This is a genomic window from Achromobacter sp. Root83, from assembly GCF_001428845.1.
GTDB lineage: Bacteria > Pseudomonadota > Gammaproteobacteria > Burkholderiales > Burkholderiaceae_B > Achromobacter.
Genome location: NZ_LMIU01000004.1, coordinates 58,152 through 71,195, shown reverse-complemented (window position 1 = coordinate 71,195; position 13,044 = coordinate 58,152). Strand labels below are relative to the sequence as shown.

Sequence of the window (13,044 nt, the reverse complement as noted above, 5' to 3'; positions counted from 1 at the left end):
TTTCCAGTTAGGGTTATCATCCATCACCCTCTACTTGTAGAAATGCCATGGCCGGAATCCTCGAACGCGCGCTCGCCGTCATGGAACACCTCTCTTCCAGACCAGAAGGTGTTCCGCTTGCATCCCTTGCCCAGCAACTGGATATTCCGCAAAGCGCGGCGCACCGCCTGTTGACCGACCTGTGCCGTTGCGGCTACGTGCGGCAGATCCGCGACCATGGCGACTACGCGCTGACCGCCCGCGTGGCGTCCATCGGCCTGAGCTATCTGGCCGCGACCGGCATCGTCGACATCGCCCAGCCGCTGGTGGATCGCCTGGCGGATATTTCGGGTGAACTGGTGCGGTTGGCGATCGTCGACAACGAGCGCCTGACCTGGGTCGCCAAGGCGCAAGGCGCGCGTCACGGCCTGCGCTATGACCCGGAAATGGGTTCGGACGCCAGGCTGTCGTGCAGCGCGTCGGGACATGCGTGGATGCTGACCATGTCCGACGAGCGGGCGCTGGATCTGGTCTCGCGGCAGGGCTTCGGCACGCCCGAGGAATACGGCCCCAATGCGCCGACCACCATCGCCGCCCTGACCAAGATATTGCACGCCGGCCGCAAGCGCGGCTACGCGATGATCAATGAAGTGTTCGCGCCGGGCATGACCGCCATGGCGGCGCCGGTGCAGCGCAAAGGCGAAGACGCCATCGGCGTGCTGAGTATCGCGGGCCCCGCCATGCGCCTGACCGAAGCGCGCATGCTGGAACTGGGCCCGGAATTGCTCGCGGCGGCCGGGGAACTGGCGCTGGCCAGCCTGGCGTCGCCCATGTTCCGCACGCGGTTTCCGATGCAGGGCCGCAATGCCGGCGACGAGACGCCGCTGGACAAGTAACGCGTACCGGTCCGGGCGCTATGGCGCCGGGCCGCCGCCCGGACCTGCCTCCACCGGGCCGTTGCCCCATGTCCCCACCCGGGCCGACCGCAGCAACGGCGACGCGTCTCCCGCCTGCGCCAGCTCGCTGGCGGCGCGCAACAGGGCAGGCCCGAATTTCTCCATTGCCTTCAGCGTCAGGCGCTGCGATGGACCGGCCACCACCAGGATGCCGGTGCTCTGGTGGCCGGGGCGCCGCACGGGCGCGGCCATCGCGCTCATGCCGGCCGCGTAGACGTCTTGCAGGATGCTGTATCCGCGCCTGCGGTGGCCGTCCAGGCTGCTCAACAGGGCACGGATCGATGTGGGCGCGTTTGGCCCGAAGTCGCGCGGTTTGCCGAGTCCCTGCCCGGTGACATACGCAATTGCCTGATCCTCGGGCAGGGTCATCAGCCACGCATGGCCCGCCGCGCTGCATGACAGACGCAGGTCGATGCCCATGTCGGGATCGTAGAGCAGGCCCGACTTCGCACCCTGAGCCTTGGCTACCAGCGTCAGCCGCTTGCCGTCAACGATTGCCAGCCGCACCAGTTCGCCGGTGGCCAGCGCGAAACGGTCGATGACCGGCTGGGCAATGTCGACCACGCCGGACCGGCTCAGAAAGCTCAGCCCCATCGACGCCAGCTTGGTCGTCAGCGCGTATTCGCCCCGGACCGGTGTCTGCCGCACGTAGCCGTACTTCATCAGTTCATGCAGCGTGCGATGGCATCCGCTGCGCAACTGGTTCAGGTCGTCGGCGATGGTGGCCAGGGCCACCCCGTCGGGATGGTTGGCCAGGTATTCCAGCAGCGCCAGTGTCTTTTCGATTGCCCCGCTCATGGCCGTCTCCCGAAGATCGCAGCGCCAATTGTTCAAATTTTGAATTCGCTCAAATTTTGAACGGTATTCAAGATTATGTCCTATGCTCGCAGCCGAATATTCAACGATAAGGTCTGCAACGGCTGTCGATGGATGCGGACCGCTTGCCACCATCAATTGGAAAAGGGGTTGGAGATGAAGACGAAGAAATCACCCGTTCGCCTTGCCGCGGCGGCAGCCGCATCCCTCTTGGCATGCCTGGCCTTGACGGCCACGGCGGCCGCGCAGGACATCAAGGCGCGGACCTTGAAGTTCGCCTTCAGCCTGGCTCAGGACCATCCGCTGGGTCAGGGCGCGCAGAAATTCGCCGATCTCGTCGCCGAGAAAAGCGGCGGCAAGATGAAAGTGTCGATCTACGCGAACGCGGTGCTGGGCGGAGACCCCCAGAACCTATCGGCGGTGCGCGGCGGCACGCTGGACTTCACTTCCATGGCGACGGGGCTGCTGGCCGGCATCGACAAGCGGTTCATGGTGTTCGACCTGCCGTTCCTGTTCAACGATGCGCAAGAGGCCTACGCGGTTTCGGATGGCGCCGTCGGCCAGCGGCTGCTGGACGGATTGGCCGACCATGGCCTGATCGGCCTGGGCATCTGGGACCTGGGCTTTCGCAACATGACCAACAGCAAGCGTCCGATATCAACGGTGCAGGATTTTCAGGGCCTGAAGATCCGGGTGATCGCGGCGCCGGTCTATATCGATATGTTCAAGAGCCTGGGCGCCAACCCGGTTCCCATGACCTTTGGCGAAGTCTACGGCGCGCTGGAATCCAGGGCGATCGATGGGCAGGACAATCCCGTGGGCGTCATCCAGTCCGCCAAGTTCGCCGAGGTGCAGAAGTACCTGTCATTGACGCGCCATATCTACACGGGCATGCCGTTCCTGATGAGCAAGAAGACCTGGGACGGCATGACGCAAACCGAGCGCCAGATCATCCTGGATGCGGCGGCCGAGGCCAAGGTTCAGGAACGCAAGATCTCGCAGGCCAGGGAAGCCGTGGCCATCGACGAGCTGCGCAAGGTGATGCAGGTCAATAAGCCGACCCCGGAAGAAATCGGGCGGCTGCGCGACGCCGTCAAACCCGTGGTGGACAAGTTCGCGGGAGAGATCGGTCCGGATGTGATGCAGCAGGCGGCGAGCGAACTTTCCACGTTGCGGGCAAAGCACTGACCATGGCGCTCCGTGGCAAGGCCGCCATCGCAATGTGGTGGGACATCGCGCCCGCCTGGCGCGCGCAGTTCGAAGACTGGCACTCGCACGAGCACTTCCCGGAACGCATGGGCGTGCCGGGATTCCTGCGCGGGTCGCGCTGGATCAGCGCACGGGGATCGGAGGGCTTCTTCGTCATGTACGAGCTTGACGCCTACGAGACGCTGAGTTCGGCCGCCTACCTGGCCAGGCTCAATCGTCCCACGCCCTGGTCCACCACGCTGATGCCGCAGCATCGCAACATGATCCGAAGCCAGTGCCATGTGCTTGAAAGCGCCGGTGGCGGCCTGGCAAGGTATGCGCTGACGATCCGCCTTTCACCCCGGCGGGGGGCGGAAGCGGAGATGCGCGCGTATCTGAAAGCCCACGCGGCTTCGATCTCGATGCAAGCCGGCACCTGCGGCGGTCACCTGCTGATGACACAGACGCCAGCGATCGCGTCCACGACGGAGCAGAAGATACGCGGGGGAAAGGACAGGGCGGCCGACTGGATCTACGTTGTCAACGGCTATGAGATCGGGGCAGTGGCTGCGTGCGACGGCGACGTCATGAATGCGCGTGAACTGCGCGCCTACGGCGAACCAGACGCGCCGTGGTCGGACATCTATTGCCTGTCGCATACGCTGGAATCCGCCTGAGCGGACCCCGGCCGGCAAGCCGGCGGCCTACAACCCCAGCACCAGCAGCATCAGGAACGTGCCGAAAAGGATGAAGTGCGTCATCCCCTCGATGGCGTTGGTCTGGCCGTCGTTCAGGTTGATGGCCGCCGCCAGCAGGGTGACGAGCATCATCACTGTCTGCACCGGCGTCAAGGCCATGTCGATGCGCTGGCCGGTGTAGAGCGCCAGCGCCTCCATGGCAGGCACGGTCAGGATCACCGTGGATAGCGACGCGCCCAGGGCGATGTTGACGACCGATTGCATGCGGTCGGCCAGGGCGGCCCGCAGGGCAGTCAGCATCTCGGGCGCGGCCGAGATGCCGGCGACGATCAGCGCCAGCAGGCCAGGGGGGACGGCCACGCCTTCGAGGCCCCGGTTCAGCGCATGCGACATCAATTCGGCCAAGGCGCCCACCGCGACGATCCCGATGACCATGACCGCAATCGATTGCCGCCGATTGGGGTAGCCCGGCGCGGGAGACGGTCGGCGAGCTTGCTTGTCCGGGTAGCTGTAGCTGAAAAAGTAGCTGTGCGGTCCCGTCTGCATGCGCAGGAAAACGCTGTAGAGCAGCAGCATCGCCACGATGGTAAAGCCGCTGTAGGCGCGCCAATGGGGCAGCGGGACGAACTCTGGGATGACCATCGATACCGCCACGGCGGTAAGGATCATCACGCTGTAGGTCCGCGCGGAATCGTCGTTGTAGGACTGCTCGCCGTGCTTGAAGCCGCCAATCAGGGCGGCGACACCCAGGATGCCGTTGATATCCAGCATGACGGCCGAATAGATGCTGTCGCGCACCAGCGTGGGCGAACCTGCCTTGGCCGACACGATGGCCAGAACGATCACCTCGACGAGCACCGCCGACAGCGTCAGGATCATGCTGCCGTAAGGGTCGCCCAGCTTCTGCGCGATGCGTTCGGCATGCCGCGCCACGCTCAGCGATGCGGCCAGGATGGCGCCGATCAGCACGGCCGATTCCAGCAGGCTCACGAGCTGCCCGTAGGCTTCCAGCCGGACGTCGGCCACGTAGCCCGCGACGGCGAGCGCGCAGGCCAGGAACAGGAATTTCTCGGATAGCAGGATCGCTTTCATCTGGGTCGACAGCGCTCCGGTTCCTCCGCGCGGCGCTGTCGACGCCATCGCGGTCCTTACAGCATGTCTTCCCGCGATTGCTCCGCACGGGAAGCGCCAATGGCGGTCTCTACCTTCTTCACCTCTTCCGGCGGCGGCAGCACCGCGGGAAAGCCCAAGGCTTCGATCCACAGTTCGCGCGTCCAGCCCATGGTGTGATACAGGTGGTGGTCTTCATCCTTCTCGACCGCGTCATGCGCCTTCTTCAGGATCTGCGCTTCCTTGCCGGTCTTCTTTTCGGCCACCAGGCCGATGAGTTCCCAGTTCTGATGGTCCTTGGTCTCGGCAAGGACTACGCATTCGGCAGCCACGATCTGCGCGGCGGCGGGGTCGCCCGCTGCCTTGGCCATGGAAATCGCCGCGACCAATGATTCGCCATGGTGCCGGACCACGGCGCGGCTGGGTACTTCCAGCTCGGGGTCCAGGCCTAGTTCTTCAAAAACGGTGAGCAGTACTTGGCGGTGGGTGGTGGTTTCGTCCAGATAGCCCTTCCATTCCTTGGCCAGATCCTTGTTGGTTGCACAGGAGAGCGCCGCGGTGTAGACGTTGATCCCTCCCATTTCGGTTTCCAGCGCCTGATACAGCAGGTCGTGGATGATGTCCGTGTTGCCTTGTTTCTTGGTAGCCATTCCGATCTCCCAGGTGTAGTTGCTATGCGGCGTTCAGCAATATTCGTTCCCGCCCGTCGTCTGGGGCGGGAGGGCGGCTTCTGGCGTAATCCGAATGGGCACGCGGTTTGCTGAGTGCTGCGGCTACGGCAGACAGACCGTCGCCGGCAACCAGGCTGTTTCAGGAGACCCGCATGAACAAGATCAACACGATACTTTTCAAGGCCGCGCTTGGCGCCGCCACCGTCCTGAGCATAGGAAGTGTTGCGCTCGCCCAGACGCCAACCGCGCCGGCACCCGCGGCCACCAACAAGCTGGACAGCGAGGCCAGGGGCTTCCTGAGCGAGGCCGCGGAGTCCGGCCACCTGGAGATCGCCGGCAGCAAGCTGGCGCTTCAGAAGTCACAGAATTCGCAGGTCAAGGCATTCGCCCAGAAAATGGTCGACGACCATGCCAAGGTCGGCCAGAAGCTGGACGCGCTGGCCAAAAGCAAGGGGTTCGAACCCCCGACCGAACCCTCTTTGGTTCAGAAGGCAAAACTGAAGGCTCTCGACCTGCGCGACGACAGCTTCGACAAAGCGTATGCGGACGAAATCGGCGTGGCCGCCCATGAAGACGCAGTGAAACTGTTCGAGAAGGCATCCAAGGACGTCAAGGATCCCGACGTCAAGCAGTTCGCGACGGAGACGCTTCCCAGCTTGAACCAGCACTTGCAGGAGGCCAAGGCCCTGCAGCAGAGCGTAGCGGCGAAGGCAAAATGATTGCCGGGTCCGCCCATCGCGCCCGCCCCTGCGGCTGAAGGGGCGGCGGGTAGCTTGCCGGGAAGCCGGAGACTTCGGGGATGCGTATGAACTCCATAGAACGCGTTGCACGGTTCATGCAGGAAAAGGGCCTTACGCTCGTGACCGCTGAGTCCTGCACGGCGGGCCTCATTTCGGCCACGCTTGCGGACATTCCGGGCGCCGGCAGTTTATTGGACTGCGCCTTCGTGGTGTATTCCGTGGACGCCAAGATGCGCTGCCTGGGCGTTCCGCAGTCGACGCTTGCCAGTCACAACCTCACCAGCGAGGCGGTGGCGCGCGACATGGCGTTGGGCGCCGCCCGCAAGAGCCCCGCCAATGTGGCGGTGTCGAACACGGGCGTCACCGATGCCACGGACGATCGCATTCCCAGCGGAACACAGTGCTACGCCTGGGTGTTCAAGCGAGGGCAGGCCGACTCGAATCCCGTGGTCTATACCGAAACGAAGGCGTTTTCGGGCGATCGCAACGCGATACGCAGGGCCAGCGCCGAGCACGCGTTGCTGGGTATCCTGGAGCACTATCACCGCCATCATCCGGCATAGCGGATTCGCCGCGGTTCTGTACAAGCTTGGAGTCGAAACATGGAAAATCACCTGCAATCAGGCGATGCGCAACGCGAAATCGCGCGCGCGCTGGGCGTGACGCCGGGGTTCGATGCGGCGTCAGAGTTGGAAAAGAGGATCGCCTTCCTGGCCGACTATCTGCTGCGAACCCGGAAGGCCGGATACGTCCTGGGTGTCAGCGGGGGAGTCGATTCCACGGTGGCGGCGCGGATCGCGCAACTTGCGGTGGAGCGCGTTCGAGCCAACGGCAATTCAGCAACCTTCATTGCCGTGCGATTGCCCTATGGCGAGCAGCGGGACGAGCACGATGCGGCCGAAGCGATGGACTTCATCGCGCCGGATCAGCGCATGCGCGTGGATATCAAGCCCCCTGTCGACGCGCAGCGCAGCGCCTTGGAAGCGGCGGGACTGGCCTATGTGGACAAGGCTGCAGAGGATTTCTCCGCCGGCAACATCAAGGCCCGTCAACGCATGGTGACGCAGTACGCAATCGCCGGTGCGCTCGATTGCCTGGTCATCGGCACCGACCAGGCCGCCGAGGCCTTGATGGGTTTCTTCACCAAGCACGGCGATGGCGCCGCGGACCTTGTCCCCCTACAGGGCCTGACCAAGCGCCGCGTGCGGGCGCTGGCCGCTCTGCTGAATGCCCCGGAAAGGCTGGTGATGAAGGTGCCGACGGCCGATCTGGAATCGCTGCAGCCGCTGCGTCCCGATGAAGACGCCTTTGGCGTGCCGTACTCCGTGATCGACGGGTTTCTCGAAGGCGAGGCTGTCTCGGATGAGCACGCCGCCTTGCTCCAAAAGCAGTACCAGGCCACCGGACACAAGCGCGCCTTGCCGGCCGGCCCGGCGGAGTAGCCCGCTGCACGCCGTCCGGCGCGGTTGAAGCTACCCGCATAGGCGCGTAGCCACCGTCGTCACCAGGGTGCCGTCGGGCAACTCGTAGTGGCCGTCCCCGCGCCACGAAACGAGCTGCCCGTCCTGGAGGCAGCAAAAGAAGTGCGGCTCGGCCTCCCGGTCTGGTTCGGACCGGCAGTATCTGTCGATACGGTATGTCGACCCGTCCTCCGCGGCCGCCAGCACTTCCATGACCCGTTTGGTTTGTGCGTTCGCCATGCGCGCCTCCTTGATGTGGTCCGCGCGTCCATTGGGTCACGCGCGCCGGGGGCGGTCAATACGCGTCGCAGCATTGCTTCGCGGCTGTCGGCCTGCCATGCATCGTTCAAATGGTGCAAGGGTTTCCCCCTATTTGCATACGTATGCAAGGCTTCGAAAGTGTCTCCACCTTATCGAACCACCAACGTTTGCAGGGCCTACAGACCATGATCCGATATCTGAAGCGCGGCCGGACCGCCGCGGTAAAGACCGACGATGACGCCAAGGTGCGCGCTACCGTCGAAGACATCATCCGCGACATCGAAACCCGAGGCGACGAAGCCGTGCGGGACTACAGCCGCAAGTTCGACAACTGGGACCCGGCGGACTTCCGCCTGTCGCGCGCCGAGATCGAGGCGGCCCGCGCGCAGTTGTCGCCGCGCGAGATCGAAGACATCGCGTTCGCGCAGAGCCAGGTCCGCAACTTTGCGCAGATCCAGCGCGATTCCATGCGCGACGTGGAAGTGGAGACCTATCCCGGCGTGGTGCTGGGGCACAAGCATGTGCCGATGAACGCGGTGGGCTGTTACATCCCTGGCGGGAAGTATCCCTTGCTCGCGTCGGCGCACATGAGCGTGTTGACGGCCAAGGTGGCGGGCGTGAAGCGCATCGTGTCGACGGCGCCGCCGTATCAGGGCAAGCCGCATCCGGCCATCGTGACCGCCATGGACATGGCGGGCGCGGACGAGATCCTGGTGCTGGGCGGCGTGCAGGCCGTGGTGGCGATGGCGGTGGGCACGCCCAGCGTGGCGCCCGTGGACATGCTGGTGGGGCCGGGCAACATGTTCGTGGCCGAGGCGAAGCGGCAGTTGTATGGCCGGGTGGGCATCGACCTGTTCGCCGGTCCCACCGAGACGCTGGTGATCGCCGACGATAGCGTGGACGGCGAGTTGTGCGCCGTCGATCTGCTGGGGCAGGCCGAACACGGCCCGACGTCGCCCGCGGTGCTGCTGACCAACAGCGAGCAGCTTGCGCGCGACACGCTGGCCGAAGTCGAACGCCAACTGGCCATCCTGCCCACCGCGGGCATCGCGGCCAAGGCGTGGGCCGACTGCGGCGAAGTCATCGTGTGCGACACCTATGAGGAAATGCTGCAGGTTGCCGACGACTTGGCGTTCGAGCACGTGCAGGTCATGACCCGCGATCCGGACTACTTCCTGAACAAGATGACCAACTACGGCGCGCTGTTCCTGGGCCCGCGCACCAACGTCAGCTTTGGCGACAAGGTGATCGGCACCAACCATACGCTGCCGACCAACCGGAATGCGCGCTATACGGGCGGCTTGTGGGTGGGCAAATTCCTCAAGACCTGCACCTATCAGCGCGTGCTGACGGACGCCGCCAGCGCGACGATGGGCGAGTATTGCTCGCGCCTGTGCCACATGGAGAACTTCGCCGGCCACGGCGAGCAGGCCAATATCCGCGTGCGCCGCTATGGCAACCGGCCCGACCTGCCCTGGTACCGGCCCGTTGAGGCGCAGGCATGATTGCGCTGCCCGAAGGACCGGATTTCCGGCTGGATGGGCGCCGCGCCCTGGTGACCGGCGGCAGCGGCGGCATCGGCCTGGCGGCCGCGGCGGCGCTGGGCCGGGCCGGCGCGCACGTCACCGTGGCGGCGCGACGCGCAGCGGAGCTGGCGCAGGTGTGCGAGGCCTTGCGGGCCGAGGCCATCGACTGCGCGCCGCTGGTCCTGGACGTGACGGACTCCGCCGCGGTCGATCAGGCCGCGATGCGCGGCGAGCCCTTCGACATCCTGGTCAACAATGCCGGCATGAACCGTCCCAAGCCGCTGCTGGAGCAGTCGGACGACGACATCGACGCCGTGCTGGACCTGAACGTGAAGGCGGCCTTCTATACCAGCCGGGCCGTGGCGCGCCGCCTCGTGCAAGAGCGCCTGGGCGGCTCGATCATCAACGTGTCGTCGCAGATGGGGCACGTGGGCAGTCCAAGGCGCACGCTGTACTGCGCCAGCAAGCACGCGCTGGAAGGCATGACGCGCGCGCTGGCATGGGAACTGGGCGCGGCGGGCATCCGCGTGAATACCGTCTGCCCGACCTTCATCGAAACGCCCATGACCGCCGGGATGCTGGAGCAGCCGGGTTTTCGCGAATGGGTCTGCGCGCGCAATGCGCTGGGCCGGGTCGGACGCCTGAGCGAGGTCATGGGCGCGATCGTGTTCCTGGCCAGCGGCGCGTCCAGCCTGATGACCGGCAGCGCGCTGATGCTGGATGCAGGATGGACGGCGGCATGAAGACCGCGCCCCGTGCTCAGGATGTGGCTGACCTGGCGCAGGTGTCGCAGTCGGCCGTCAGCCGCACGTTCACGCCGGGAGCCAGCGTGTCCGAAGAAACGCGCCGCAAGGTGCTGGCGGCCGCGCAGAAGCTGGGCTATCGGCCCAATGCGCTGGCGCGCAGCCTGATCACCCGCCGCAGCCGCATCGTGGCGCTGGTGATGAGCTATCTGGAAAACCAGTTCTATCCGCTGGTCATCGAGCGCCTGTCGCAGAAGCTGCAGAAAGAGGGCTACCACGTACTGATGTTCATCGCGGAGGTGGACGAGGCGGCCGACGGGGTACTGGCCGAGATCCTGCAATACCAGGTGGACGGCATCGTCATGGCGTCCGCCATGCTGTCGTCCAACGTGGCGCGCAGTTGCGCCGAGGTGGGCGTGCCGGTGGTGCAGTTCAACCGCGTGTCCATCCTGGGCGGACTGGCGCGCCATGCCAGCAGCTCGGTCACGTCCGACAACTACGCGGGCGGACAGTGGGTGGCGCGGCTGCTGGTGGAACGCGGCTACCGGCGCTTTGGCTATCTGGCGGGCCTGGAGGATTCTTCCACCAGCATCGAGCGCGAGCGCGGCTACCGCGATGCCTTGCGCGAACTGGGCCACGACGTGCACCGCCGCGAGGTAGGCCACTACGACTTCGACCTTGCGCAAGCGGCGGTGCGGCGCATGTTCTCGGGCGGCGCGCCGGACGCGCTGTTCGCGGGCAACGATCACATGGCGATCGCGGCGCTGGACGTGTTGCGCCAGGAGCTGGGCGCGCGCGTGCCGGAGGACGTGGCCGTGGTGGGATTCGACGACGTGCCGCAGGCCGCCTGGGGCGCGTATCGCCTGACGACGGTGCGCCAGCAGGTCGAACCCATGGTCGACGCGACGGTGGACCTGCTGCGCGAACAGATGCAGGCCGAACTGCGGCCGCGCGACATCGTGGTGCCCTGCGCCCTGGTGGAACGCGCGACCGTCAGGGCGGCCACTTGATCATTTCTTACCGGCACTACCGTAAAGCGCGCACAGACCGCGCTCATCATCAACTTCAGGAGACAAACGCATGCGCAGCATTTTTGTACGCACCCTGACCGCCGTCGCGGCGGTGGGGCTGACCGCCACCCTGGCCCACGCCCAAGGCGGCGCGCCGGCCTGGCCGGCCAAGACCATCCGATACGTCGTGCCGTTTTCGCCGGGCGGTGTGTCGGACGGCGTGGCGCGCCTGATGGCCGAACAGCTGAGCGCCCGGCTGGGGCAGTCGGTCATCGTCGAGAACCGGCCGGGCGTGTCCGGCCTCGTGGGCACGCAACTGGTCGCCCGCGCCGAACCCGATGGCTACACCATCATGGGCGGCACCATCACCACGCACGCCGTCAACCCATTTTTCATCAAGTCGCTGGGCTATGACCCGGTCAAGGACTTCACGCCCATCGCCCTGGTGGGCATGGTCAGCAATGCGCTGGTCGTGCGCGCCGACAGCCCCTTCAATACCGTGCAGCAGGTGATCGACGCCGCTCGCGCAAAGCCGGACAGCCTGACCTACGGCACGGCCGGCGCGGGGACGTCGCAGCATCTGTCGGGCCAGCTCTTCCAGTCCATTTCGGACACGAAGCTGCGCCAGATCGTCTACAAGGGCGGCTCGCAATCCATGGTCGACCTGATCGGCGGGCAGATCGACATGGTCTTCGAAACCGTGGCGGCGGCGCGGCCCATGATCGATTCCAAGCGCGTCAAGGTGCTGGGCGTGACGGCCGCGGCGCCGCTGGCGGACCTGCCCGGCGTCAAACCCTTGGCGGAGCTGGGCTTGCCCGGGTTTGAAATGCAGTCCTGGCAGGGGATCTTCGCGCCCGCCGGCACGCCCGCGCCGGTGGTGGACCGCCTGGGGCGCGAGGTGGCGGCGATCGTCAACAGTCCGGACGTGCGCGCCAAGCTGCTGATGCTGGGCGTGGCGCCGGACGGCCGCGGGTCGGCGGCGTTCTCGCAATTCCAGCGCAGCGAAATCGATAAATGGGGCAAAGTGATCAAGGACGCCGGCATCCAGGCCGATTGATCCCGCGATCCCACCCAGGAGACTTGTATGACGGAACCCCGTTTTCCATTGGACGGCCGCCTGCCGGGCATGCTGCGTGGCGGAAAGCCGCTGCGCGGCGTGTTCAATGGCTTGCCCAGCCCGGCCATCGTAGAGATGTGCGCGTATGCCGGTTTTGATTTCATCATTCTCGATAACGAGCACGGCAGCGCGGATCTGGGCATGACCGAGCACATGCTGCGCGCGGCGCGGGCGGCCGGCATCGCGCCGGTGGTGCGCTGCTTCGAACACGACCTGCCGCGCATCCTGGACATGGGCGCCAGTGCCGTGCAGGTGCCCATGGTCGAAAGCGCGGCGCAGGCACAACGGCTGGCCAGCATGATCCACTACCCGCCGCTGGGGCGCCGCGGCAGCGCCTTCAGCACGCGCGCCGCCGGCTACGGCGCGTTTGGCGGGGCGGGCCACACGCAGCGCAGCAACGACGGCATCGGCTTCATCGCCATGATCGAAACCCCCGAGGCCATCGCGGCGGCGGCGGAGATCGCGGCGGTGGACGGCGTGGACGCCGTGTTCATCGGTCCCAATGACCTGGCGCACGCGATGGGCCACGGCAGCGACTGGAACGCCGCGCCCGTGCAGCGCGCCATCGACCTGGGGCTGAAGGCGATCGCCGGGGCGGGCAAGTGCCCCGGCATTATCGCGTTGACGCCGGAAGACGAGGAAAAGTATGGCGCGCTAGGCGCGCGTTACTTCGCCAATGTGTCGACCAGCATCATCACGCGCGCGCTGGCGCAGGCGGCTTCGGCGGGAAGGGACGCGCAATTGCGGTATTGAAGCGGCGGTTGCGCTG

Annotated in this window: 14 protein-coding genes; 11 read left to right on the top strand and 3 right to left on the bottom strand. The window is 65.8% G+C overall.

Annotated elements, in window-relative coordinates; genetic code table 11:
- Nucleotides 1-47: 47 nt before the first annotated feature.
- Nucleotides 48-875 carry an IclR family transcriptional regulator gene (locus tag ASE30_RS07335; protein ID WP_057283647.1) on the top strand — a complete coding sequence of 276 codons (828 nt, stop codon included), beginning with the start codon at nt 48-50 and terminating at the stop codon, nt 873-875.
- A gap of 18 nt (nt 876-893) precedes the next feature.
- Here ASE30_RS07335 and ASE30_RS07330 read toward each other — a convergent pair whose 3' ends face one another.
- On the bottom strand, nt 894-1,733 hold the full coding sequence (locus ASE30_RS07330) for an IclR family transcriptional regulator (protein ID WP_057283646.1): 840 nt from the start codon (nt 1,731-1,733) through the stop codon (nt 894-896).
- Between the two features lie 174 nt (nt 1,734-1,907).
- Between ASE30_RS07330 and ASE30_RS07325 the strand changes: the two genes are divergently transcribed.
- Together ASE30_RS07325 and ASE30_RS07320 are read left to right on the top strand one after the other, a co-directional pair.
- Nucleotides 1,908-2,939 carry a TRAP transporter substrate-binding protein gene (locus tag ASE30_RS07325; RefSeq protein WP_057283645.1) on the top strand — a complete coding sequence of 344 codons (1,032 nt, stop codon included), beginning with the start codon at nt 1,908-1,910 and terminating at the stop codon, nt 2,937-2,939.
- 2 nt (nt 2,940-2,941) lie between these two features.
- The gene (locus tag ASE30_RS07320; protein WP_057283644.1) at nt 2,942-3,616 is read left to right on the top strand and encodes a hypothetical protein; all 675 of its coding nucleotides are present in this window, start codon (nt 2,942-2,944) and stop codon (nt 3,614-3,616) included.
- A gap of 27 nt (nt 3,617-3,643) precedes the next feature.
- On the opposite strand, the gene ASE30_RS07315 is transcribed toward ASE30_RS07320, so the two are convergent.
- Together ASE30_RS07315 and ASE30_RS07310 are read right to left on the bottom strand one after the other, a co-directional pair.
- Nucleotides 3,644-4,729, bottom strand: coding sequence for a calcium:proton antiporter (locus ASE30_RS07315; protein WP_057283643.1), 1,086 nt, complete (start codon nt 4,727-4,729; stop codon nt 3,644-3,646).
- Nucleotides 4,730-4,785: 56 nt separating this feature from the next.
- A complete protein-coding gene (locus ASE30_RS07310) occupies nt 4,786-5,397 on the bottom strand; it encodes a hypothetical protein (RefSeq protein ID WP_057283642.1) in 612 nt (203 codons plus the stop codon).
- A gap of 173 nt (nt 5,398-5,570) precedes the next feature.
- Between ASE30_RS07310 and ASE30_RS07305 the strand changes: the two genes are divergently transcribed.
- From ASE30_RS07305 to ASE30_RS07265, 8 genes are all read left to right on the top strand, one after another.
- Complete coding sequence (locus ASE30_RS07305) at nt 5,571-6,137, top strand: DUF4142 domain-containing protein (protein ID WP_057283641.1); 567 nt, start codon at nt 5,571-5,573, stop codon at nt 6,135-6,137.
- 86 nt (nt 6,138-6,223) lie between these two features.
- Nucleotides 6,224-6,721: a CinA family protein gene (locus ASE30_RS07300; protein ID WP_057283640.1), complete on the top strand. Its 498-nt coding sequence runs from the start codon at nt 6,224-6,226 to the stop codon at nt 6,719-6,721.
- Between the two features lie 39 nt (nt 6,722-6,760).
- Entirely contained in the window at nt 6,761-7,600 is an 840-nt protein-coding gene (nadE, locus tag ASE30_RS07295; protein ID WP_057283639.1) for an ammonia-dependent NAD(+) synthetase, read from the top strand.
- 464 nt (nt 7,601-8,064) lie between these two features.
- On the top strand, nt 8,065-9,384 hold the full coding sequence (hisD, locus tag ASE30_RS07285) for a histidinol dehydrogenase (RefSeq protein ID WP_057283708.1): 1,320 nt from the start codon (nt 8,065-8,067) through the stop codon (nt 9,382-9,384).
- The gene (locus ASE30_RS07280) at nt 9,381-10,148 is read left to right on the top strand and encodes an SDR family NAD(P)-dependent oxidoreductase (RefSeq protein ID WP_057283637.1); all 768 of its coding nucleotides are present in this window, start codon (nt 9,381-9,383) and stop codon (nt 10,146-10,148) included. Before hisD ends, ASE30_RS07280 begins: the two co-directional genes overlap by 4 nt.
- A complete protein-coding gene (locus ASE30_RS07275; protein ID WP_057283707.1) occupies nt 10,145-11,158 on the top strand; it encodes a LacI family DNA-binding transcriptional regulator in 1,014 nt (337 codons plus the stop codon). Before ASE30_RS07280 ends, ASE30_RS07275 begins: the two co-directional genes overlap by 4 nt.
- 70 nt (nt 11,159-11,228) lie before the next feature.
- Nucleotides 11,229-12,215 (top strand): tripartite tricarboxylate transporter substrate binding protein, encoded by a 987-nt coding sequence (locus ASE30_RS07270; protein ID WP_057283636.1) that lies wholly within the window; start codon nt 11,229-11,231, stop codon nt 12,213-12,215.
- Between the two features lie 27 nt (nt 12,216-12,242).
- Complete coding sequence (locus ASE30_RS07265; protein ID WP_057283635.1) at nt 12,243-13,028, top strand: HpcH/HpaI aldolase/citrate lyase family protein; 786 nt, start codon at nt 12,243-12,245, stop codon at nt 13,026-13,028.
- Nucleotides 13,029-13,044 lie beyond the last annotated feature (16 nt).

Bases quoted from the DNA above. Each gene is read 5' to 3' on its own strand.
- ASE30_RS07335 (WP_057283647.1), top strand. From the start codon at position 48: ATGGCCGGAATCCTCGAACGCGCGCTCGCCGTCATGGAACACCTCTCT.
- ASE30_RS07330 (WP_057283646.1), bottom strand. From the start codon at position 1,733: ATGAGCGGGGCAATCGAAAAGACACTGGCGCTGCTGGAATACCTGGCC.
- ASE30_RS07325 (WP_057283645.1), top strand. From the start codon at position 1,908: ATGAAGACGAAGAAATCACCCGTTCGCCTTGCCGCGGCGGCAGCCGCA.
- ASE30_RS07320 (WP_057283644.1), top strand. From the start codon at position 2,942: ATGGCGCTCCGTGGCAAGGCCGCCATCGCAATGTGGTGGGACATCGCG.
- ASE30_RS07315 (WP_057283643.1), bottom strand. From the start codon at position 4,729: ATGAAAGCGATCCTGCTATCCGAGAAATTCCTGTTCCTGGCCTGCGCG.
- ASE30_RS07310 (WP_057283642.1), bottom strand. From the start codon at position 5,397: ATGGCTACCAAGAAACAAGGCAACACGGACATCATCCACGACCTGCTG.
- ASE30_RS07305 (WP_057283641.1), top strand. From the start codon at position 5,571: ATGAACAAGATCAACACGATACTTTTCAAGGCCGCGCTTGGCGCCGCC.
- ASE30_RS07300 (WP_057283640.1), top strand. From the start codon at position 6,224: ATGAACTCCATAGAACGCGTTGCACGGTTCATGCAGGAAAAGGGCCTT.
- nadE (WP_057283639.1), top strand. From the start codon at position 6,761: ATGGAAAATCACCTGCAATCAGGCGATGCGCAACGCGAAATCGCGCGC.
- hisD (WP_057283708.1), top strand. From the start codon at position 8,065: ATGATCCGATATCTGAAGCGCGGCCGGACCGCCGCGGTAAAGACCGAC.
- ASE30_RS07280 (WP_057283637.1), top strand. From the start codon at position 9,381: ATGATTGCGCTGCCCGAAGGACCGGATTTCCGGCTGGATGGGCGCCGC.
- ASE30_RS07275 (WP_057283707.1), top strand. From the start codon at position 10,145: ATGAAGACCGCGCCCCGTGCTCAGGATGTGGCTGACCTGGCGCAGGTG.
- ASE30_RS07270 (WP_057283636.1), top strand. From the start codon at position 11,229: ATGCGCAGCATTTTTGTACGCACCCTGACCGCCGTCGCGGCGGTGGGG.
- ASE30_RS07265 (WP_057283635.1), top strand. From the start codon at position 12,243: ATGACGGAACCCCGTTTTCCATTGGACGGCCGCCTGCCGGGCATGCTG.